At 37.7% G+C, this 19,121-nt stretch carries 30 protein-coding genes; 27 read left to right on the top strand and 3 right to left on the bottom strand.

What is annotated here, in order from left to right:
* Window positions 1-132 precede the first annotated feature (132 nt).
* Complete coding sequence (locus GQ593_RS08505; RefSeq protein WP_160431663.1) at window positions 133-699, bottom strand: peptidylprolyl isomerase; 567 nt, start codon at window positions 697-699, stop codon at window positions 133-135.
* A gap of 234 nt (window positions 700-933) precedes the next feature.
* Between GQ593_RS08505 and GQ593_RS08510 the strand changes: the two genes are divergently transcribed.
* From GQ593_RS08510 to robA, 3 genes are all read left to right on the top strand, one after another.
* Window positions 934-1,647 (top strand): phosphoribosyltransferase family protein, encoded by a 714-nt coding sequence (locus GQ593_RS08510; RefSeq protein WP_160431664.1) that lies wholly within the window; start codon window positions 934-936, stop codon window positions 1,645-1,647.
* Window positions 1,648-1,753: 106 nt separating this feature from the next.
* Window positions 1,754-2,329, top strand: coding sequence for a Fe-S biogenesis protein NfuA (gene nfuA / locus GQ593_RS08515; RefSeq protein WP_160431706.1), 576 nt, complete (start codon window positions 1,754-1,756; stop codon window positions 2,327-2,329).
* 96 nt (window positions 2,330-2,425) lie between these two features.
* Window positions 2,426-3,343: an MDR efflux pump AcrAB transcriptional activator RobA gene (gene robA, locus GQ593_RS08520; protein ID WP_160431665.1), complete on the top strand. Its 918-nt coding sequence runs from the start codon at window positions 2,426-2,428 to the stop codon at window positions 3,341-3,343.
* A gap of 46 nt (window positions 3,344-3,389) precedes the next feature.
* Here robA and trpR read toward each other — a convergent pair whose 3' ends face one another.
* Both trpR and sltY read right to left on the bottom strand, forming a co-directional pair.
* The gene (gene trpR / locus GQ593_RS08525; protein WP_237397723.1) at window positions 3,390-3,680 is read right to left on the bottom strand and encodes a trp operon repressor; all 291 of its coding nucleotides are present in this window, start codon (window positions 3,678-3,680) and stop codon (window positions 3,390-3,392) included.
* Between the two features lie 11 nt (window positions 3,681-3,691).
* Window positions 3,692-5,632, bottom strand: coding sequence for a murein transglycosylase (gene sltY / locus GQ593_RS08530; RefSeq protein WP_160431667.1), 1,941 nt, complete (start codon window positions 5,630-5,632; stop codon window positions 3,692-3,694).
* A 163-nt stretch (window positions 5,633-5,795) separates the two neighbouring features.
* Here sltY and iscR point away from each other — a divergent pair, with 163 nt between their 5' ends.
* From iscR to rplF, 24 genes are all read left to right on the top strand, one after another.
* On the top strand, window positions 5,796-6,251 hold the full coding sequence (gene iscR / locus GQ593_RS08535) for a Fe-S cluster assembly transcriptional regulator IscR (protein ID WP_065638303.1): 456 nt from the start codon (window positions 5,796-5,798) through the stop codon (window positions 6,249-6,251).
* A gap of 44 nt (window positions 6,252-6,295) precedes the next feature.
* Window positions 6,296-7,510: an IscS subfamily cysteine desulfurase gene (locus GQ593_RS08540; protein WP_160431668.1), complete on the top strand. Its 1,215-nt coding sequence runs from the start codon at window positions 6,296-6,298 to the stop codon at window positions 7,508-7,510.
* Window positions 7,511-7,525: 15 nt separating this feature from the next.
* Window positions 7,526-7,912 (top strand): Fe-S cluster assembly scaffold IscU, encoded by a 387-nt coding sequence (gene iscU, locus GQ593_RS08545; RefSeq protein WP_085247144.1) that lies wholly within the window; start codon window positions 7,526-7,528, stop codon window positions 7,910-7,912.
* Window positions 7,912-8,235 (top strand): iron-sulfur cluster assembly protein IscA, encoded by a 324-nt coding sequence (gene iscA, locus GQ593_RS08550; protein WP_085247145.1) that lies wholly within the window; start codon window positions 7,912-7,914, stop codon window positions 8,233-8,235. The genes iscU and iscA overlap by 1 nt, the downstream gene beginning before the upstream one ends.
* Window positions 8,236-8,250: 15 nt before the next feature.
* Window positions 8,251-8,769 carry a Fe-S protein assembly co-chaperone HscB gene (gene hscB / locus GQ593_RS08555; protein ID WP_160431669.1) on the top strand — a complete coding sequence of 173 codons (519 nt, stop codon included), beginning with the start codon at window positions 8,251-8,253 and terminating at the stop codon, window positions 8,767-8,769.
* A 36-nt stretch (window positions 8,770-8,805) separates the two neighbouring features.
* The gene (gene hscA, locus GQ593_RS08560) at window positions 8,806-10,665 is read left to right on the top strand and encodes a Fe-S protein assembly chaperone HscA (RefSeq protein WP_160431670.1); all 1,860 of its coding nucleotides are present in this window, start codon (window positions 8,806-8,808) and stop codon (window positions 10,663-10,665) included.
* A gap of 14 nt (window positions 10,666-10,679) precedes the next feature.
* A complete protein-coding gene (gene fdx, locus GQ593_RS08565) occupies window positions 10,680-11,018 on the top strand; it encodes an ISC system 2Fe-2S type ferredoxin (RefSeq protein ID WP_160403062.1) in 339 nt (112 codons plus the stop codon).
* Between the two features lie 374 nt (window positions 11,019-11,392).
* On the top strand, window positions 11,393-11,704 hold the full coding sequence (gene rpsJ / locus GQ593_RS08570; RefSeq protein ID WP_006120582.1) for a 30S ribosomal protein S10: 312 nt from the start codon (window positions 11,393-11,395) through the stop codon (window positions 11,702-11,704).
* A 31-nt stretch (window positions 11,705-11,735) separates the two neighbouring features.
* Complete coding sequence (rplC, locus tag GQ593_RS08575; protein WP_065567159.1) at window positions 11,736-12,362, top strand: 50S ribosomal protein L3; 627 nt, start codon at window positions 11,736-11,738, stop codon at window positions 12,360-12,362.
* A 16-nt stretch (window positions 12,363-12,378) separates the two neighbouring features.
* Complete coding sequence (rplD, locus tag GQ593_RS08580; RefSeq protein ID WP_065586696.1) at window positions 12,379-12,981, top strand: 50S ribosomal protein L4; 603 nt, start codon at window positions 12,379-12,381, stop codon at window positions 12,979-12,981.
* Window positions 12,978-13,280, top strand: coding sequence for a 50S ribosomal protein L23 (gene rplW, locus GQ593_RS08585; protein WP_034885052.1), 303 nt, complete (start codon window positions 12,978-12,980; stop codon window positions 13,278-13,280). Before rplD ends, rplW begins: the two co-directional genes overlap by 4 nt.
* Before the next feature lie 18 nt (window positions 13,281-13,298).
* Window positions 13,299-14,123 (top strand): 50S ribosomal protein L2, encoded by an 825-nt coding sequence (rplB, locus tag GQ593_RS08590; protein WP_025314386.1) that lies wholly within the window; start codon window positions 13,299-13,301, stop codon window positions 14,121-14,123.
* A 19-nt stretch (window positions 14,124-14,142) separates the two neighbouring features.
* Window positions 14,143-14,421: a 30S ribosomal protein S19 gene (gene rpsS, locus GQ593_RS08595; RefSeq protein ID WP_024496505.1), complete on the top strand. Its 279-nt coding sequence runs from the start codon at window positions 14,143-14,145 to the stop codon at window positions 14,419-14,421.
* 13 nt (window positions 14,422-14,434) lie between these two features.
* Window positions 14,435-14,767 (top strand): 50S ribosomal protein L22, encoded by a 333-nt coding sequence (rplV, locus tag GQ593_RS08600; protein WP_034884235.1) that lies wholly within the window; start codon window positions 14,435-14,437, stop codon window positions 14,765-14,767.
* Window positions 14,768-14,781: 14 nt separating this feature from the next.
* Entirely contained in the window at window positions 14,782-15,519 is a 738-nt protein-coding gene (gene rpsC, locus GQ593_RS08605; RefSeq protein ID WP_065638310.1) for a 30S ribosomal protein S3, read from the top strand.
* 12 nt (window positions 15,520-15,531) lie between these two features.
* Window positions 15,532-15,942 (top strand): 50S ribosomal protein L16, encoded by a 411-nt coding sequence (gene rplP, locus GQ593_RS08610; RefSeq protein WP_034911153.1) that lies wholly within the window; start codon window positions 15,532-15,534, stop codon window positions 15,940-15,942.
* The gene (rpmC, locus tag GQ593_RS08615) at window positions 15,943-16,134 is read left to right on the top strand and encodes a 50S ribosomal protein L29 (RefSeq protein WP_034902373.1); all 192 of its coding nucleotides are present in this window, start codon (window positions 15,943-15,945) and stop codon (window positions 16,132-16,134) included.
* A gap of 1 nt (window position 16,135) precedes the next feature.
* The gene (gene rpsQ / locus GQ593_RS08620; RefSeq protein WP_034911151.1) at window positions 16,136-16,396 is read left to right on the top strand and encodes a 30S ribosomal protein S17; all 261 of its coding nucleotides are present in this window, start codon (window positions 16,136-16,138) and stop codon (window positions 16,394-16,396) included.
* Between the two features lie 194 nt (window positions 16,397-16,590).
* Window positions 16,591-16,962, top strand: coding sequence for a 50S ribosomal protein L14 (rplN, locus tag GQ593_RS08625; RefSeq protein WP_025314392.1), 372 nt, complete (start codon window positions 16,591-16,593; stop codon window positions 16,960-16,962).
* 10 nt (window positions 16,963-16,972) lie between these two features.
* Window positions 16,973-17,287 carry a 50S ribosomal protein L24 gene (gene rplX / locus GQ593_RS08630; RefSeq protein WP_065561017.1) on the top strand — a complete coding sequence of 105 codons (315 nt, stop codon included), beginning with the start codon at window positions 16,973-16,975 and terminating at the stop codon, window positions 17,285-17,287.
* 17 nt (window positions 17,288-17,304) lie between these two features.
* Window positions 17,305-17,844: a 50S ribosomal protein L5 gene (gene rplE / locus GQ593_RS08635; protein WP_065558584.1), complete on the top strand. Its 540-nt coding sequence runs from the start codon at window positions 17,305-17,307 to the stop codon at window positions 17,842-17,844.
* Between the two features lie 11 nt (window positions 17,845-17,855).
* Complete coding sequence (gene rpsN, locus GQ593_RS08640; RefSeq protein WP_025314395.1) at window positions 17,856-18,161, top strand: 30S ribosomal protein S14; 306 nt, start codon at window positions 17,856-17,858, stop codon at window positions 18,159-18,161.
* Between the two features lie 17 nt (window positions 18,162-18,178).
* On the top strand, window positions 18,179-18,571 hold the full coding sequence (gene rpsH / locus GQ593_RS08645; RefSeq protein ID WP_065567155.1) for a 30S ribosomal protein S8: 393 nt from the start codon (window positions 18,179-18,181) through the stop codon (window positions 18,569-18,571).
* Between the two features lie 11 nt (window positions 18,572-18,582).
* Complete coding sequence (gene rplF, locus GQ593_RS08650) at window positions 18,583-19,116, top strand: 50S ribosomal protein L6 (protein ID WP_065638311.1); 534 nt, start codon at window positions 18,583-18,585, stop codon at window positions 19,114-19,116.
* Window positions 19,117-19,121: the final 5 nt, after the last annotated feature.

Here is a 19,121-nt window from a genome sequence, read left to right on the forward strand (position 1 = left end):
CATAGAAGAATTCCTCTTATCATGGACTCTTCTCTATTAGATCAAAGAACTCGCCAAAAAGCGAGTTCTTTGTCATCAATCTGAAACCACTTGAAAAAGTGGTTTTTTTATTTCTTTGATAGTATCAATTATTTAATTACTTTCAATAACAGTCGCTTTTTTAATGTAAATCGGCTCAACAGGTACATTTTGATGAGGACCTACACGTTTAGTTTGTACATTAACAATCTTGTCAACGACCTCCATGCCTTTAATCACTTTACCAAACACCGCATAACCGTACTTTGCTGGAGATTGGTAATTAAGAAAACTATTATTAGCTACATTGATAAAAAATTGGCTAGTTGCACTATTTACTTCACCGGTTCTTGCCATTGCAATGGTGCCGATATCATTTTTTAAGCCGTTATCTGCTTCATTTTTGATGGGTGGATTATTATCTTTGAACTGTAGTTGATCATCAGCACCACCACCTTGAATCATAAAGCCTGGAATGACGCGATGAAAGGTCAAATTCTCATAGAATCCACTGTTTACATAATCAAGAAAATTTTTAGTGGTAATTGGGGCATGTTCGCTATCTAGTTCAATTTCAATGTCGCCCATGCTGGTTTGTAATAATACTTTGGTGTCTGCAAAAGCAACGGTAGAAAGCAAAGTTAGTAATATTGTAATAAATAATAGTTTGATTTTTTTCATATATTAATTCCTTGAACCCAGGGGGGAGGCTGATTATACCGGATATTTGATTATTATAAATAACTATTATGAAAAATCAGATAATTTTTTGTGTTATAGATCGTAGAAGTATTTAATTGTATGCAGTTACAAGATTAGTTTGTCTATTATATTTTGTTTCTTGATAAGAAAAACAAAAGTCAGTGGTTTATAAAAAAATGGTTTTTATGACTTCAGTTTTTATATTGAAACGTTATGTTACCTGAAACTTTTTTACAAATAAGTCTATTAAATTTTATGCGATGTATTTTATGTGATATGCCTTTATTTTTATCTCATCATAGTATTTGTAGCCAATGTGTTAAAAATCTACCTAAATTTAATAAGGTTTGTCATCAATGCTGTTTGCCGCATTCTTTATCGACTGATATCTGTTATCGTTGCCGTGCAAAGAAACCGTACTGGGATGAGCTCATTGCTGTTTCAGAGTACATTAATCCACTAAAAAAATTGATTCATCATTTAAAGTTCTATCGTAAAATTGAACTAAATACTGCATTGGCAAGATTGATGTTTTTAGCTTGGTATCAACGGCGAGAAGTCGATGCTTTAATTAAACCCGATTTGGTCACTTGTGTGCCACTGCATCATATTCGTTATTGGTCTCGTGGTTTTAATCAAGCTGAGTTATTAGCACAACCAATTGCGAGATGGTTAAATCGTGACTTTTTTCCTTATCTATTATCTCGAAAACCAACTGTGCAAGATCAAAAAAATCTATCGCTTACCGAACGAATCGCTAATGTTGAAACGCTTTTTATGTGCCACCAAGATCTTTCCCACAAATCGGTGATGCTTATTGATGATATCGTCACAACCGGTAATACGATTAATGCTATTAGCCAGCAACTCAAAAAATGTGGTGCAACAAGTGTCCATATTGTTTGTTTATGTCGTACAGTATTGTAAAATCCTGAACAACCCCTATAATAACCAACAAAGTTAGTCAACTATTATTATCAATGATATTAGGTCTGTCTATTACCTAATTACATTAAAGTGAGGGATTATGTCTATTATCACTATTTCTGAATCAGCGCAAAAGCACTTTAAAAAATTGCTTGCTAATCAACCTGAAGGAACACAAATTCGAGTCTTTGTTATGAATCCCGGTACGCCAAGCGCTGAATGTGGGGTTTCTTATTGTCCGGCTGATACTGTAGAAGATAGCGACATAGAAGAAAATTTTGCTGATTTTTCAGTTTATATTGATGAAATGAGTGCACCATTTTTAGAAGAAACGGTTATTGATTATGTGACTGATGAATTAGGTTCGCAGTTAACATTAAAAGCACCAAATGCAAAAATGAAAAAAGTGGCTGATGATGCACCACTTATTGAACGTGTTAATTATGCAATTCAAGCGCAGGTTAATCCTCAGTTAGCCAGTCATGGCGGGCATGTGAGTTTAGTTGAGTTGACCGACGATAATTATGTTATATTGCAATTTGGTGGTGGATGTAATGGTTGTTCAATGGTTGATTACACTTTGAAAGAAGGTATCGAAAAACAATTAATGGCAGAGTTTCCTGAACTTGCTGGTGTAAAAGATATTACTGAACATCAAGCAGGAGCGCATTCTTTTTGTTAGAAATAGCTGGAAATAATTTTTATTTAAACCTTGCTTATTACTAAGATTAAGTCATAATCGATAGATGTTTGCCATTTGATATTGTGATGGAGTTTTATGAATCAAGTTAGTATTATTTCAGATCTTATCGTTTGGATTGAAAAAAATTTGGAACAGCCATTATCTATTGATCATGTTGCACAAAAATCAGGCTATTCTAAGTGGCATTTACAACGTATGTTTAAAGATGTAACCGGTCAAGTTCTTGGTACTTATATTCGCCATCGTCGTTTAACTTATGCCGCACTTGCTTTGCGTATGACAAGTAAGCCTATTTTAGATATTGCGATGCAATATCGTTTTGATTCCCAACAAACTTTTACCCGATCTTTTAAAAAACAATTTAATGAAACTCCAGCAAGTTACCGTCGGGGGGAATTTTGGGATCCTACAGGGTTAACACCGGCTATTGAACTTAATAAAAACCGGCTTTCATTGCCCGAGCCAAAGTTTGTGAATATGCCTCAAAAAACTTTTTGGGGTATTACCTTTAAGAATAACTGCAATTTGAGTCAATTATTGGATGAAGAAAATAAACTAAGATCGCAATTTTTTTATAATTATATATCTCGTTGTGGTCATACATGTGAAACCCTACCAGACAAAATTTATGCTTTTAGCAGGATATTAAAAAGCAAAGATAATGCCAATGAACAAGAGCTTCTTTATACCATCGCTTTAGATCATAATAATAATCTTGAAAATATTGAACAGGTTGTGAGTGAAGGGGGCTTGTATCTTTGTTTTAAATATATTGGCTCTCCTGATGAGTTTTGTGATTTTATTTCGCAAGTGCATTTAGCCGCTATGCCAGCTTTAAAAGTACGTTTACGTAGCTCTAGTTGTGTAATTGAAATTCATCATAACCATCATGATGGTACCGCTGAGTCGGTTAAGGATATCACACATATGGAGTGTGATTATTGTGTGCCGGTTGTTACTGAAAGTGAAGTCAATATCCAATCCAGTTTATAGTTATTATGTGATATAAAAATCGGTTAATAGATATTGACTGATGTATTTAATTATTTGAATTTAATAAAATATTTTCTAACCATTTTTTGAATTCTGGGGTTACTTCTTTTAGACTGTTCGATCCGCGTGTTACAGTCGCAATGCCTATTCCAAGCTGGTCTTTTAGTTGGCGTTGATTGATTGAACCATCAAGTAATGAATGTACAATTTTGACGCGAGTAATTAAAGCGTCGCGCTCATCAGCGGTCATTAATAATTTTAATATATCAAGTGAATAACCATCGTTAAATGCTTGGTGTAATATTGCAACCGTCTGTTGCCATTCATTAGTTTTCATTATAATCACCATTAATATTGTTTATTAAATTCATTTGAATTAAGAATATTGACATTTTTTTGCCCTAAGACTATTTGATAAATGTAATCATATACCAATACATTTTTCACATAATTACGCGTTTCGGTAAACGGTATGCTATCAATAAATGCAACAGCATCGAGTTTTCCATGACTATTATTAAGCCATCTTTTTACACGATTAGGGCCTGCATTATAAGCTGCTGAAGATAATATACGATTATTTTCATTTTGTAGATAAACAGTGTTTAAATAGGAAGTACCTAATTCTATATTAGTTTTAGGATCAAACAATTGTCCCGATGAAACATAAGTGACTGAATTGACTTTTTTAGCGGTTTCTTTGGCTGTCGCTGGCATTAATTGCATAAGTCCGCGGGCGCCGGCAGGGGACTTGGCAGTGGTATCTAGCGCACTTTCTTGACGAGAAATAGCTAAAGCATAAGATAACTTAACTGCTTTATCTTTTAATGCGTTGTTATATAAGTCTTTGTACATAATTGGTAAACGTTCAGTCCAGTTATTCCAAAGCTTACCAGCAATGGTTGCTTGAATACTAAGATCACCCCAGCCTTTTTGTAAGGCATATTGAGCTAATGCTAAATATTCATTTTTGTTGGTTTGCTTATTTAACATATATCGCCATTCGTTGCTTGATTCTGATACCATACCCAAATAATATAACTCGTTAATTCTTTTTATATAGGGTTGATTATCATATTTAGACTTTAGTGTTGATATTTCAGATGGTGTAATCTTTTTAGATTGGTTATTGAGCGAGTAAGGTTGATTAAGTGTTTGTGCACTTACCATACCATAAAATCCACGTTTGCTTGTCAGTGTTTGTAAAATTTGGTTAGCTTCATTTTTTTGATTTTTATTGAGTAATACTCGAGCTTGCCAATATTGCCACTCTTCTTTTAATTGATCGTCTGGCGGTAATTGCGCTATCCAATAGGCAATATCAGTAAAGTTATAGTCATCGATAGCCAGGCGGATGCGCTTTTCCACTAATGTAGTATCATGATATTTAGCAATATAGTTATCACGCCATTTAATTTGTGCATCAGTTGCGGAATCTTTAAAGTAGCTGTTAGCCAAACTCTTTTGTAATGCAACTTGCTCAGCTTCACTTAAAGTTTGCTGTTTAACCAGTTTTGGCAATAACGATGCTGCTAAGTTGCTATCTGCCTTTACTAAGCGAGGAAATGATGCGAAGACAATTTTTTTAGTCAAAGGGCTAGCTTTAATATTTTTTGAAAAAGCTTCTAATTTTTTAGGATTATCAAGTACAGCGAGTAAATGACTTTTGATTGTTTTGTTGTTGTCATCAAGTAAGTTAGCTAGATGTCTGGCTAATTTTAAATTATGTGCTTCAATAGCTAGTTCAATACGTGATAGTATTAAATTAGCTGTGCGCTTACCTACTTGAGCCCATGCATCGAGTAATGGATCGCATGCAGAAGGAAGTTCTTTACCAGTCATCCAAAGCGATTCAATAGCGCTAAAGGCCGCCTTATTATTTCCTTGTTGTAGCAATGCATATTGATAGCGACAATTAGAGAGTGTGGAATTATCTTTGGGGAATGAAACGATTGCACTCCAATCTTGACGATTGCTTAATTCTGTTAGATAAGATTGTATTAATGAAGATGTTAGCGGAAAGTCACTGTATTGTTTGACAAAATCACTTACCATTTGTGGTGAAACTAATTTAATATTATTCTGAAAAAACTGTATGGCAGCATAAGGGTATAATGGATAATCTTTTATGGCAGTGAGCAATGTTTGCTGTTGTTCAAAATTTAGTGATTGATAAGAATTAAGCCATCTTTGATAATGTTCTCGTAGCGCCTTTTGAGAATCAGTCGCGTAAGTGTTACTTGTGAACAGTAGGCCTATTATTAAAAAATAACGTAAAACTAATTTCATCCTTTAACCCCTATCAGAATTCATTTTTATTAGATTAGCATATTAAGCTATGATTCGTCGATGATGAACTACAGCTTAATTCCTACTAAAACACTCAACTAAATACTTGACTAAATTAAGAGGATATATACAATAAGCGTTAACAAATATAGGGGAATAATCAATGAAACTGACATCAAAAGGACGATATGCAGTGACGGCAATGCTTGATGTTGCTCTACACGCTGATTCAGGACCGGTATCACTTGCTGATATTTCAGAGCGTCAAGAAATTTCACTTTCTTATCTGGAACAATTGTTTGCTCGATTACGAAAAAATGGTTTAGTTCAGAGTGTTAGAGGTCCTGGCGGTGGTTATATACTGAGCCGTTCTATGGATCAAATTGCGATTAGCTCAATTGTTAAAGCTGTCGATGAGACAGTGCATGCAACAAAATGTCACGGGCAAGATGGATGCCAAGGCGGTGTTAGGTGTTTAACTCATACACTATGGAATGATTTAAGTGAACGAATTGAGGACTTTTTAACGAGCATTACATTGAGTGAACTGGTCAATAATAAAGAAGTTAAAGCCGTAGCTAGTCGACAAAGTAATATACAACACGTTCAAATTAATTAATAAAATACAATATATAATACAGAATTTGTCATTGGGAGTAATTAATGAAACTACCTATTTATATGGATTATGCAGCAACAGCGCCTGTAGATCCTAGAGTTGCTGAAAAAATGATGCAATATTTAACGCCAGACGGTATATTTGGTAATCCGGCATCTCGTTCCCACAAATTTGGTTGGCAAGCTGAAGAAGCAGTTGATATTGCACGTAATCAAATAGCTGATCTTATCGGAGCCGATGCGCGCGAAATCGTTTTTACGTCAGGTGCAACTGAAGCGGATAATTTAGCAATCAAAGGTGCTGCTCATTTTAATCAAGCCAAAGGTAAGCACATTATTACTTGTAAAACAGAGCACAAAGCTGTACTTGATACTTGTCGCCAACTTGAGCGGGAAGGCTATGAAGTGACTTATTTAGCACCAGAATCTAATGGTATAATCAATCTAGATAAACTTGCAGAGGCAATGCGTAGTGATACAACCGTTGTATCAATTATGCACGTCAATAATGAAACAGGTGTAATACAAGACATCGAAAAAATTGGTGAGATGTGTCGTGAGCGAGGCATTGTTTTTCATGTTGATGCAACACAATCGGTTGGTAAATTACCCATTGATGTGGCTAACTTAAAAGTTGATTTAATGTCATTTTCGGGTCATAAGATTTATGGTCCAAAAGGTATTGGTGGCCTTTATGTAAGACGCAAACCACGTGTGCGCATTGAAGCACAAATGCACGGTGGTGGTCATGAACGTGGGATGCGATCAGGCACTTTACCGGTACACCAAATTGTGGGTATGGGCGAAGCATACCGTATCGCTAAAGAAGAGATGGCAACCGAAATGCCACGCTTATTAGCCTTAAAAAATCGTTTATGGAATGGTTTAAAAGATATCGAAGAAGTCTATCTTAATGGATCTTTAGAGCACAGTGTGCCAAATATCTTAAATGTGAGCTTTGCTTATATTGAAGGTGAATCATTGATGATGGCTTTAAAAGATTTAGCTGTTTCGTCTGGTTCGGCGTGCACGTCTGCGAGCTTAGAGCCATCTTATGTACTTAGAGCATTAGGTCTGAATGATGAGCTTGCACATAGTTCAATTCGTTTTTCTATTGGTCGTTTCACCAAAGAAGAAGAAATTGATTATGTTATTAAATTAATTAAAGAATCTATTGGTAAGTTAAGAGATTTATCGCCGCTTTGGGAAATGTTTAAAGATGGCATTGATTTGACAAAAATTAAATGGTCAGCACATTAAAATTAGGAGTAAATTATGGCATATAGTGAAAAAGTCGTTGATCATTATGAAAATCCACGTAATGTTGGTTCATTTGATCAAAATGATCCTAATGTTGGTAGCGGTATGGTTGGCGCGCCAGCGTGTGGGGACGTGATGCGTCTACAAATAAAAGTGAATGATAACGGCATTATTGAAGATGCTAAGTTTAAAACTTATGGTTGTGGTAGTGCAATTGCATCAAGTTCTTTGGTTACCGAATGGATAAAAGGTAAATCATTAGATGAAGCCGAAGCAATCAAAAATACCGATATTGCTAAAGAACTTGCTTTACCTCCAGTTAAAATTCACTGTTCGATTCTAGCGGAAGATGCAATTAAAGCAGCTATTGAAGATTATAAAACCAAAAAAGGACAACGCTAATGGCGATCACATTGACTCATAGCGCAGCTGATCGTGTCCAAGCTTTCCTTGCCAATCGCGGAAAAGGTATTGGATTACGATTAGGGGTTAAAACATCCGGTTGTTCTGGTATGGCGTATGTTTTAGAATTTGCCGATGTGATTAATGATGATGATAACGTCTTTGAAGACAAACAAGTCAAAGTTATCGTCGATAAAAAGAGCTTAGTGTATATTGATGGTACGGAACTTGATTTTGTTAAAGATGGATTGAACGAAGGTTTCAAGTTTAATAATCCCAATGTGCAACATGAATGTGGTTGTGGTGAAAGCTTTAATGTGTAATTGGACACAATAATTATGGTTAATTACTTTAAGCTATTTAATTTGCCGGTGCAATTACCGGTAAATACTATTGAGCTAACCACTCATTATCAGCAATTGCAAAGGCAATATCACCCAGATAATTTTGCCGCTGCAACCGATAGTGATAAAGTGGCAATTGTTCAAAAATCAGCAACCATTAATGATGGTTACCGTACGTTAAAAAATCCAATCAAAGCCGCTGAGTATTTTTTATCTCTACAAGGTTTTGATGTGGCAACTGAACAAAATATTATTCATGATGCCGATTTTTTAATGGAGCAATTCGTTTTACGTGAAAGACTTGATGATATCGAAAGCAAAGGTAATTTTGAGTTATTAGATGATTTTCATGCTGAAATTATTGCGCGTCAAAATACCGTTTATAATGAATTATTACAATTTATTGCTAATCAAGATTGGTCAACTGCACTTAATCAGATCTATAAAATCCGCTATCTTGCCAGGTTGATTGAACAAATCGAAAAGTTACAAGAAAAGCAATTTGATTTATAATTTAAAATAAGTAACGTATCGATAGAGATAGATTAAATGGTATTATTACAGATCAGTGAACCAGGGCAAACTCCACTACCACATCAGCGTCGTCTTGCAGTAGGGATTGATCTTGGTACAACAAATTCATTAGTAGCAACAGTTCGAAGCGGACAAGCAGAGGTATTGCCTGATTTAGAAGGTAATTCACTGTTACCATCTGTTGTACATTATGGTGTTGATCATGATGATAACCCCGTTATCACGATTGGTAAAAATGCCAAAGACAACGCCGTTAATGATCCGCAAAATACAGTCAGCTCTATTAAGCGATTAATGGGGCGAAGTTTATCTGATATAGATTTATCACATTTTCCTTATAGTTTTTCACAAACTGAAAATGGTGTTCCTTTATTAAACTTGTCTAATGTTCAAGTCAATCCGATACAAGTTTCATCAGAAATTCTCACCGCTTTAGCTGAGCGGGCAAAAGAGAGTTTGCAAGGTGAAATTGATGGGGTAGTTATTACCGTGCCGGCCTATTTTGATGATGCACAACGGCAAGCAACAAAAGATGCTGCAAAATTAGCTGGCTTGCATGTACTGCGTTTACTCAATGAGCCTACAGCAGCTGCGATTGCCTATGGTTTAGATTCTGGAAAGGAAGGGGTTATCGCTGTTTATGATTTAGGTGGTGGTACTTTTGATATTTCTATTTTGCGGTTAAATAAAGGTGTTTTTGAAGTCCTAGCAACCAGTGGTGATTCTGCACTTGGTGGTGATGATTTTGATCAGTTACTGGCTGACTATATAAAGAAGGAATTAGGATTAGTTAATAATATAGACCCTTATATTAATCAAAAAATCAGTAACCAAGCGACCGAAATAAAAATTCTACTGAGTCGTCAAGATTCGGCTGTATTGTCGTTTGATAATCAGTCATTAACTATTACTCGCCAGCAATTTCAACAATTAATTGAGCCATTGGTTAAACGTACTTTAGCTGTTTGTCGCCGAGCGTTAAAAGATGCCGAGATTAGTGTAGATGAAGTGGTTGAAGTTGTTATGGTTGGTGGCTCTACTCGCGTGCCATTAGTACGGCAATCAGTGGGACATTATTTCAAAACTAATCCGTTAACATCTATTGATCCGGATAAAGTAGTTGCCATTGGTGCAGCTATTCAAGCTGATATTTTGGTTGGGAATAAGCCTGATTCGGATATGTTATTACTTGATGTGATCCCATTGTCGTTAGGCATTGAAATCATGGGCGAATTGATTGAAAAAATCATTCCACGTAATAGTACGATCCCATGTGCAAGGGCTCAAGAATTTACCACTTTTAAAGATGGTCAAACAGCAATGATGATTCATGTTTTACAAGGAGAACGTGATAGTGTCGCTGACTGTCGATCTTTGGCTCGTTTTACACTGCAAGGTATCCCCCCGATGCCGGCAGGTGGTGCGCACATTAGGGTGACTTTTCAAGTTGATGCCGATGGTTTATTAAATGTTACAGCAATGGAAAAATCAACAGGTATTGAAGCGACTATCCAAGTAAAACCTTCATATGGATTAACTGATAATGAAATTGCTAATATGATTCAAGATTCAATCAGTTATGCAGAGCAAGATAAACAGATTCGAATGCTTGCTGGACAAAAAGTTGAGGCAGCTAGAGTGCTTGAAAGCTTACAAAGTGCCTTAGATAAAGATGCTGACTTATTAAATGAAAATGAGCTGAGCCAGATTTTAGCAGCTAAGCATCAATTACAAGTAGCAAGTGAATCAGATGATAGTTACACAATTGAAAAGCAAATTAAAGTTGTTGATAACATGACACAAGATTTTGCTGCCAAGCGAATGGACAGATCTATTCGTCATGCTTTAACTGGTCATAGAATTGATGATATTTAACTAACGAGATTATTATGCCAAAAATTACTTTTTTACCGAATGCCGATCTTTGCCCAGATGGAAAAACTGTTGAGGCGCAAGAAGGTGAATCTATTTTGGAAGTGGCATTGCGCAATGATATTGAAATTGAGCATGCATGTGAAATGTCATGCGCTTGTTCTACATGCCACTGTATTGTTCGCAAAGGATTCGATTCTCTAGACGAAAGTGATGAACAAGAAGATGACATGTTAGACAAAGCGTGGGGGGTTGAGCCTCATAGCCGTTTAAGTTGTCAAGCTCGTGTCACAAATCAAGATCTAGAGGTCGAGATTCCAAGATATAGCCTAAATCATGCCAAAGAAGATCATTAACTCGCTATCATAATGACGAATGATATCCATTATAGTTCGCTATAAAAATTAATCTTAAATCTGGTTATTTGATTGAAATTTGATGCTTATAAATCAGTAACCAGAAAAAACGCTTTATCTTTAAACCTAAATATCTGTATTTATTTCTTGCCGTTAGTTAACTAAAGGGGTATAATCAGTCCACTTTGTTTATTGCCTTTATATAAGCAAATGAGAAAAAGATATAATTGCTATATAGAAAATAGCTAATTATATCAACAATACTCCCGATTTGGGGGTTACGAAAAAGAACGGATTACACTCTCCTGTCAATCGAAACAGGGCAAGAGGAGTAGTCTTTTGTTATAACTTTTAAATAATGGAGCTCTGGTCTCATGTCGAACCAAAGAATCCGTATCCGGTTAAAAGCGTTTGATCATCGTTTGATTGATCAATCAACTGCTGAAATTGTAGAAACCGCGAAGCGCACTGGTGCGCAAGTTCGTGGTCCTATTCCATTACCGACACGCAAAGAGCGTTTTACTGTATTGATTTCTCCGCACGTTAATAAAGATGCACGTGATCAATACGAAATTCGCACTCATAAACGTCTAGTTGATATCGTTGAGCCAACTGAAAAAACAGTTGATGCTTTAATGCGTCTAGATCTTGCTGCCGGTGTTGATGTGCAGATCAGTTTAGGTTAATCCTAAGCTGAATGATTGAGAGGTCGAAACAATGATTGGTTTAATCGGTCGTAAAGTAGGAATGACACGTATCTTCACCGAAGAAGGTGTTTCTATTCCTGTCACCGTAGTAGAAGTTCAAAGCAACCGCATTACTCAAGTTAAAACACTTGAGAATGATGGTTATCAAGCTATTCAGGTTACTACAGGCAGTAAAAAAGCAAGCCGCGTAAACAAACCTGAAGCAGGTCATTTCGCTAAGGCTGGCGTTGAAGCTGGTCGTGGTCTATGGGAATTCCGTTTTGAAGAAGGCGAATTTACTGTAGGTCAAAGTATTAACGTTGATATTTTCACTGACGTTAAAAAAGTTGATGTTACTGGAACATCTAAAGGTAAAGGTTTTGCTGGCGTAACTAAGCGTTGGAATTTCCGTACTCAAGATGCAACTCATGGTAACTCTTTGGCACACCGTGGTCATGGCTCTATCGGTCAAAACCAAACTCCGGGTAAAGTGTTTAAAGGTCGTAAAATGGCAGGTCACTTAGGTAATGAACGTGTAACTGTTCAGAACTTAGATATTGTACGTGTTGATGCAGAACGTAATCTTTTATTAATTAAAGGTGCAGTTCCTGGCGCAATCAATAGTGACGTAATTGTTAAACCGGCAATCAAGGCTTAACGTCGAGGAGATAGAGATGGAATTAGTAGTAAAAGACGCGCAAGCGCTTTCTGTTTCCGAAACTACCTTCGGACGTGAGTTTAATGAAGCGTTAGTTCATCAAGTAGTTGTTGCTTATGCATCTGCTGCTCGTCAAGGTTCTCGCGCACAAAAAACTCGTGCAGAAATCGCTGGTTCAGGCAAAAAACCATGGCGTCAAAAAGGCACAGGTCGTGCTCGTGCAGGTTCTGTTAAGAGCCCAATTTGGCGTAGTGGTGGTGTAACATTTGCAGCAAAACCACAAGATCATAGCCAAAAAGTTAACCGTAAAATGTATCGTGGTGCATTAAAGAGTATTTTCTCTGAATTAGTGCGTCAAGAACGTTTAGTTGTGGTTGAAACATTTACTGTTGAAGCACCTAAGACTAAATTATTAACTCAGAAATTAAATGATATGAACCTGAATGATGTTCTTATTATCGCTTCTGAAGTTGATGAAAATCTTTTCTTAGCAGCACGTAACTTGCATAAAGTTGATGTGCGTGATGTGGCAGGTATTGATCCAGTTAGTTTGATTGCATTTGACAAAGTGGTTATCACTGTTGATGCCGTTAAACAAGTAGAGGAGATGTTAGCATGATTCGTGAAGAGCGTCTGCTTAAAGTCCTGCGAGCACCACATGTTTCTGAAAAAGCATCTATTTCAATGGAAAAAACAAATACATTAGTATTGAAAGTTGCTAAAGATGCTACTAAGAGAGAGATTAAAGCCGCAGTTGAACAACTATTTGAAGTTAAAGTAGATGACGTTAATACCCTTGTTGTTAAAGGCAAAGTTAAACGTCGTGGTCAACAAATCGGTCGCCGTAGCGACTGGAAAAAAGCTTACGTTACTTTAGCAGAAGGTCAAAATTTAGACCTTGCTGGCGTCGCTGAGTAATTCGGAGGAGTAAGAACAATGGCAGTTGTTAAGTGTAAACCTACATCTCCGGGTCGTCGCCACGTTGTTAAAGTGGTTAACCCAGAGTTGCATAAAGGTAAGCCTTATGCACCGTTGCTTGATTCAAAAAGCAAAACTGGTGGTCGCAATAATAATGGTCGAATCACTACCCGTCATATTGGTGGTGGTCATAAACAACATTATCGTATTGTCGACTTTAAGCGTAATAAAGATGGTATTCCAGCAGTTGTTGAACGTTTGGAATATGATCCAAACCGTAGTGCAAATATTGCATTGGTTTTATATAAAGACGGTGAACGTCGTTATATTTTAGCGCCTAAAGGCTTAAAAGCAGGTGATCAGATCCAATCTGGTGTTGATGCATCAATTAAAACAGGTAACTGTTTACCAATGCGCAATATTCCAGTCGGTTCTACCGTGCATAATATTGAAATGAAACCAGGTAAAGGCGGACAACTTGCTCGCTCTGCTGGTAGTTATGTTCAAATCGTTGCGCGTGATGGTGCTTATGTAACATTACGTCTACGTTCAGGTGAAATGCGTAAAGTATTATCTGATTGCCGTGCTACTATCGGTGAAGTGGGTAATTCAGAGCATATGCTTCGCGTATTAGGTAAAGCGGGTGCAGCGCGTTGGCGTGGTGTTCGTCCTACTGTTCGCGGTACAGCAATGAACCCGGTAGACCATCCACATGGTGGTGGTGAAGGTCGTAACTTTGGTAAACATCCTGTGTCTCCATGGGGTCAAAAAGCCAAAGGATTGAAAACGCGTAGCAACAAACGTACTGATAAGTATATTGTTCGCCGTCGCAATAAGAAATAATTAATATAGAGGATTAGCTATGCCACGTTCTCTCAAGAAGGGTCCTTTCATTGACCTACACTTGCTGAAGAAGGTAGAGAAAGCGGTGGAAAGCGGGGACAAGAAACCAATTCGTACTTGGTCCCGTCGTTCAACGATCTTTCCTAATATGATCGGATTGACCATCGCTGTCCATAATGGTCGTCAGCACGTTCCAGTTTATGTTTCCGACGAAATGGTTGGTCATAAATTGGGTGAATTCGCGCCGACTCGTACTTATCGCGGTCACGCAGCTGATAAGAAAGCTAAGAAGAAATAAGTAGGAGAAAGAGATGGAAACAATTGCAAAGTACCGCCACGCTCGTTCTTCTGCACAAAAAGTTCGCTTAGTTGCAGATCTTGTTCGCGGTAAGAAAGTGTCTCAGGCACTAGATATTTTAACGTACACCAATAAAAAAGCGGCTGTACTTGTTAAAAAAGTATTAGAGTCTGCTATTGCTAATGCAGAGCATAACGATGGTGCTGATATTGATGATCTAAAAGTTGCGAAAATTTTCGTAGACGAAGGCCCAACCATGAAGCGTATTATGCCTCGTGCGAAAGGTCGCGCAGATCGAATTTTGAAGCGTACGAGTCACATCACCGTGATCGTCTCAGATCGCTAGGCTGGAGAATAGCAATGGGTCAAAAAGTAAATCCAAATGGTATCCGATTAGGCATTGTCAAGCCTTGGACATCTACATGGTATTCGGGTACAAAGACATTCGCTGATAATTTAGAAAGTGATTTTAGAGTGCGTCAATTCTTGAATAAAGAATTAGCACAAGCATCAATCTCTAAGATTGTGATCGATCGTTCAGCAGAAACTAACGTTCGCATTACTATTCACACTGCTCGTCCAGGTATTGTGATTGGTAAAAAAGGTGAGGACGTTGAAAAATTACGTAATGCCGTAGCTTCTATTGTCAATAAATATAAAGACAAAAAAGAGAAACGCGATGTTGCAGTCCAAATTAATATTGCCGAAGTTCGTAAACCAGAACTTGATGCTAAATTAGTGGCTGATAGCATTACTTCTCAGTTAGAACGCCGTGTTATGTTCCGTCGTGCTATGAAACGTGCGGTACAAAACGCAATGAAAGCGGGTGCTAAAGGTATCAAAGTTGAAGTAAGTGGTCGTTTAGGCGGCGCTGAAATTGCTCGTAGTGAATGGTATCGTGAAGGACGTGTGCCTTTACATACATTACGTGCTGACATCGACTATGGATTGTCTGAAGCATTAACTACCTATGGTATTATTGGTGTTAAAGTGTGGATCTTCAAAGGTGAGATCCTTGGTGGTATGGCTGCCGTTGAACAAGCAGAAAAACAACCTGCTGCTCAACCGAAAAAGCAGCGCAAAGGCCGAAAACAATAAGGAGCGTCGCTGATGTTACAACCAAAGCGTACAAAATTCCGTAAAGTGCACAAGGGCCGCAATCGTGGTCTAGCTGTAAGTACTGATGTTAGTTTCGGTACATTCGGTCTTAAGGCTGTAGGTCGTGGTCGTTTGACTGCGCGCCAGATCGAAGCGGCACGTCGTGCAATGACTCGTGCAGTTAAGCGTCAAGGTAAAATCTGGATTCGAGTTTTCCCTGATAAACCAATTACTGAAAAACCACTTGCGGTGCGTATGGGTAAAGGTAAGGGTAACGTTGAATACTGGGTTGCACAGATTCAACCAGGTAAAGTCCTTTATGAAATGGACGGTGTACCGGAAGAAGTTGCTCGTGAAGCATTTGCGTTGGCAGCTGCAAAACTGCCAATTAAAACCACCTTTGTGATTAAGACGGTGATGTAAATGAAAGCAAAAGAGCTACGCGAAAAAAGCGTTGAAGAGTTAAATACTGAACTTCTTAATTTATTACGTGAGCAATTTAACTTACGTATGCAATTAGCTGGAGGTCAGTTAACACAGACTCATATGTTAAAACAAGTGCGTCGTAATATTGCACGTGTTAAAACATTATTAACTGAGAAGGCGGGTGCGTAATATGACTACTGAAGTAAAAATTCGTACTCAGCAAGGTCGTGTTATTAGCGACAAAATGGATAAATCTATTACTGTAGCTATAGAACGTAAAGTGAAGCATCCGTTATATGGTAAGTTCATTAAACGTACGACTAAATTGCATGTACATGATGAAAACAACGAGTGTGGTATTGGTGATACTGTAGAAATTAAAGAGTGTCGTCCATTATCAAAAACCAAATCTTGGACTCTTGTTCGAATCGTTGAAAAAGCAGTTATCTAATCTTTTTGATTAAAAACTGTACATAATATAATAAACGGCTGAGCGGCCGTTTATTTTATGCTATCCATTTTATTTGAGTGGTGTTATACTATGCGCCCTCACGTAAGTGGGTTTTTGGTTGTCTATTCTTATCCATGGTAGTTGAAGTGGATGAAGGTAGATTAGACAATAATTTATTTATACGGAGCATTAAAATGATCCAAGAACAGACTAGGCTAGATGTTGCCGATAACTCTGGCGCACGTAGCGTAATGTGTATCAAGGTTCTCGGTGGATCGCACCGTCGTTATGCAGCGGTAGGTGATATCATCAAAGTTACCATTAAAGAAGCAATTCCACGTGGTAAAGTTAAGAAAGGTGATGTGCTTAAAGCTGTTGTTGTGCGCACTAGAAAAGGTGTTCGTCGTCCTGATGGATCTGTCATTCGTTTCGATCGTAATGCTTGTGTTATTTTAAATAATAACAGTGAGCAACCGATTGGTACGCGTATTTTTGGACCGGTCACTCGTGAACTTCGTTCTGAGAAGTTTATGAAGATCATTTCATTAGCACCAGAAGTACTGTAAGGAGCGGGTAATGGCAGCGAAAATCCGTCGAGAAGATGAAGTTATCGTGTTAACCGGTAAAGATAAAGGTAAACGCGGTAAAGTAAAAAGCGTTTTGTCTACTGGGAAAGTGATTGTTGAAGGTATTAATTTGGTGAAAAAACATCAAAAACCAGTACCTGCATTAAATCAAGAAGGTGGAATTGTTGAAAAAGAAGCAGCAATTAATGTTTCTAACGTGGCAATTTTCAACCCAGCTACAGGCAAAGCAGATCGCGTAGGCTTTCGTATTGAAGACGGTAAAAAAGTCCGTTTTTATAAGTCTACTAATGAATTAATCAATTAAGTAATTTGGAGTGTACGATGGCGAAACTGCATGATTACTACAAAGCACAGGTAGTAAATAAACTGCAAGAACAGTTTGGCTACAAATCTGTCATGCAAGTCCCTCGGATCGAAAAGATCACCTTGAATATGGGTGTGGGTGAAGCAATTACTGATAAGAAATTATTAGATAATGCGGTTGCAGATTTAGCTGCAATCAGTGGTCAAAAACCACTTGTCACAAAAGCACGCAAATCAGTTGCTGGTTTTAAAATCCGTCAAGGGTATCCTATTGGTTGTAAAGTCACTTTACGTGGCGAACGTATGTGGGAATTTTTTGAACGTCTAGTTTATATTGCTCTTCCTCGTACTCGAGATTTTCGTGGTTTAAGCGCAAAATCTTTTGATGGTCGTGGTAACTATAGCATGGGTGTTCGTGAGCAAATCGTTTTCCCTGAAATCGATTATGATAAAGTTGATCGTGTTCGTGGTTTAGATATTACTATCACAACAAGTGCACAATCAGATGAAGAAGGCCGAGCTTTATTATCTGCCTTTAACTTCCCATTTCGTAAGTAAGGTAGGGCATAATGGCTAAACAATCAATGATTGAACGCGATAAAAAACGCGTAAAGCTAGCAGAAAAATATTTTGCAAAGCGTCAAGAATTAAAAGCGATTATCTCTGATCTTAATGCATCAGATGAAGATCGTTGGAATGCAGTGCTTAAATTGCAAACGCTTCCTCGTGATTCTAGTCCATCACGTCAACGTCGTCGTTGTCGTCAAACTGGTCGTCCTCATGGCGTCCTTCGTAAGTTTGGTTTAAGTCGTATTAAGGTTCGTGAGTCAGCCATGCGTGGTGAGATTCCTGGTCTTAAAAAGGCAAGTTGGTAATCAGGGGAGTGTTATAGATGAGCATGCAAGATCCTATAGCAGATATGTTGACCCGTATTCGTAACGGTCAATCTGCGAATAAAGTTGCAGTCACCATGCCTTCCTCTAAGCTGAAAGTGGCTATTGCCAATGTGCTAAAAGAAGAAGGTTATATCGGGGACTATAAAGTTGTTGGTGACACTAAGCCAGAATTGGAAATTACTTTAAAATATTTCCAAGGCAAAGCTGTTGTAGAAAGTATCAAACGTGTTAGCCGTCCAGGTTTACGTATTTATAAACGTAAAGATGAATTACCAAAAGTTATGGCTGGACTAGGTATCGCAGTTGTTTCTACTTCTAAAGGTGTTATGACTGATCGTGCAGCACGCCAAGCAGGTCTTGGTGGTGAAATTATCTGCTACGTAGCGTAAGGGAGAAAAAAATGTCTCGTGTTGCAAAAGCACCTGTCGTTGTTCCTGCTGGCGTAGAGGTAAAACTCAATGGTCAGGTAATTACGATTAAAGGTAAAAATGGCGAGTTATCTCGCACAATAAATAATGCTGTTGTGATTAATCAAGAAGAAGGTCAAATTAAATTTGCTCCTCGTGATGGTTTTGCAGATGCTTGGGCTCAAGCAGGTACTGCTCGTGCATTGATTAATGCAATGGTCATTGGTGTTACTGAAGGTTTTACTAAAAAACTTCAGCTAGTTGGTGTCGGTTATCGTGCACAAGTTAAAGGTAATGCAATTGGTTTATCTCTTGGATATTCACATCCAATTGAACATCAATTACCTGCAGGTGTAACAGCTGAATGTCCTTCTCAAACTGAAATCGTGCTAAAAAGTGCTGATAAACAGTTAATTGGACAAGTAGCTGCTGATATCCGTGCTTATCGTCGTCCTGAGCCTTATAAAGGTAAAGGTGTTCGTTACGCAGATGAAGTTGTGCGTACTAAAGAAGCTAAGAAAAAGTAAGGTAA

Origin of the sequence: Gilliamella sp. Pas-s25 (genome assembly GCF_009795885.1) — a bacterium.
Lineage (GTDB): Bacteria > Pseudomonadota > Gammaproteobacteria > Enterobacterales > Orbaceae > Gilliamella.

Excerpts from the sequence above, each read along its gene's own strand:
- iscU (WP_085247144.1), top strand. The coding sequence starts at position 7,526 with ATGGCATATAGTGAAAAAGTCGTTGATCATTATGAAAATCCACGTAAT.
- rplX (WP_065561017.1), top strand. The coding sequence starts at position 16,973 with ATGGCAGCGAAAATCCGTCGAGAAGATGAAGTTATCGTGTTAACCGGT.
- rplF (WP_065638311.1), top strand. The coding sequence starts at position 18,583 with ATGTCTCGTGTTGCAAAAGCACCTGTCGTTGTTCCTGCTGGCGTAGAG.
- rplV (WP_034884235.1), top strand. The coding sequence starts at position 14,435 with ATGGAAACAATTGCAAAGTACCGCCACGCTCGTTCTTCTGCACAAAAA.
- iscR (WP_065638303.1), top strand. The coding sequence starts at position 5,796 with ATGAAACTGACATCAAAAGGACGATATGCAGTGACGGCAATGCTTGAT.
- GQ593_RS08540 (WP_160431668.1), top strand. The coding sequence starts at position 6,296 with ATGAAACTACCTATTTATATGGATTATGCAGCAACAGCGCCTGTAGAT.
- GQ593_RS08505 (WP_160431663.1), bottom strand. The coding sequence starts at position 699 with ATGAAAAAAATCAAACTATTATTTATTACAATATTACTAACTTTGCTT.
- rplP (WP_034911153.1), top strand. The coding sequence starts at position 15,532 with ATGTTACAACCAAAGCGTACAAAATTCCGTAAAGTGCACAAGGGCCGC.
- rpsJ (WP_006120582.1), top strand. The coding sequence starts at position 11,393 with ATGTCGAACCAAAGAATCCGTATCCGGTTAAAAGCGTTTGATCATCGT.
- rpsS (WP_024496505.1), top strand. The coding sequence starts at position 14,143 with ATGCCACGTTCTCTCAAGAAGGGTCCTTTCATTGACCTACACTTGCTG.
- iscA (WP_085247145.1), top strand. The coding sequence starts at position 7,912 with ATGGCGATCACATTGACTCATAGCGCAGCTGATCGTGTCCAAGCTTTC.
- rpsN (WP_025314395.1), top strand. The coding sequence starts at position 17,856 with ATGGCTAAACAATCAATGATTGAACGCGATAAAAAACGCGTAAAGCTA.
- rpsC (WP_065638310.1), top strand. The coding sequence starts at position 14,782 with ATGGGTCAAAAAGTAAATCCAAATGGTATCCGATTAGGCATTGTCAAG.
- sltY (WP_160431667.1), bottom strand. The coding sequence starts at position 5,632 with ATGAAATTAGTTTTACGTTATTTTTTAATAATAGGCCTACTGTTCACA.
- rpsQ (WP_034911151.1), top strand. The coding sequence starts at position 16,136 with ATGACTACTGAAGTAAAAATTCGTACTCAGCAAGGTCGTGTTATTAGC.
- rpmC (WP_034902373.1), top strand. The coding sequence starts at position 15,943 with ATGAAAGCAAAAGAGCTACGCGAAAAAAGCGTTGAAGAGTTAAATACT.
- trpR (WP_237397723.1), bottom strand. The coding sequence starts at position 3,680 with ATGAAAACTAATGAATGGCAACAGACGGTTGCAATATTACACCAAGCA.
- hscA (WP_160431670.1), top strand. The coding sequence starts at position 8,806 with ATGGTATTATTACAGATCAGTGAACCAGGGCAAACTCCACTACCACAT.
- rplB (WP_025314386.1), top strand. The coding sequence starts at position 13,299 with ATGGCAGTTGTTAAGTGTAAACCTACATCTCCGGGTCGTCGCCACGTT.
- robA (WP_160431665.1), top strand. The coding sequence starts at position 2,426 with ATGAATCAAGTTAGTATTATTTCAGATCTTATCGTTTGGATTGAAAAA.
- rplD (WP_065586696.1), top strand. The coding sequence starts at position 12,379 with ATGGAATTAGTAGTAAAAGACGCGCAAGCGCTTTCTGTTTCCGAAACT.
- fdx (WP_160403062.1), top strand. The coding sequence starts at position 10,680 with ATGCCAAAAATTACTTTTTTACCGAATGCCGATCTTTGCCCAGATGGA.
- rplW (WP_034885052.1), top strand. The coding sequence starts at position 12,978 with ATGATTCGTGAAGAGCGTCTGCTTAAAGTCCTGCGAGCACCACATGTT.
- rplE (WP_065558584.1), top strand. The coding sequence starts at position 17,305 with ATGGCGAAACTGCATGATTACTACAAAGCACAGGTAGTAAATAAACTG.
- hscB (WP_160431669.1), top strand. The coding sequence starts at position 8,251 with ATGGTTAATTACTTTAAGCTATTTAATTTGCCGGTGCAATTACCGGTA.
- rplC (WP_065567159.1), top strand. The coding sequence starts at position 11,736 with ATGATTGGTTTAATCGGTCGTAAAGTAGGAATGACACGTATCTTCACC.
- GQ593_RS08510 (WP_160431664.1), top strand. The coding sequence starts at position 934 with ATGTTACCTGAAACTTTTTTACAAATAAGTCTATTAAATTTTATGCGA.
- rplN (WP_025314392.1), top strand. The coding sequence starts at position 16,591 with ATGATCCAAGAACAGACTAGGCTAGATGTTGCCGATAACTCTGGCGCA.
- rpsH (WP_065567155.1), top strand. The coding sequence starts at position 18,179 with ATGAGCATGCAAGATCCTATAGCAGATATGTTGACCCGTATTCGTAAC.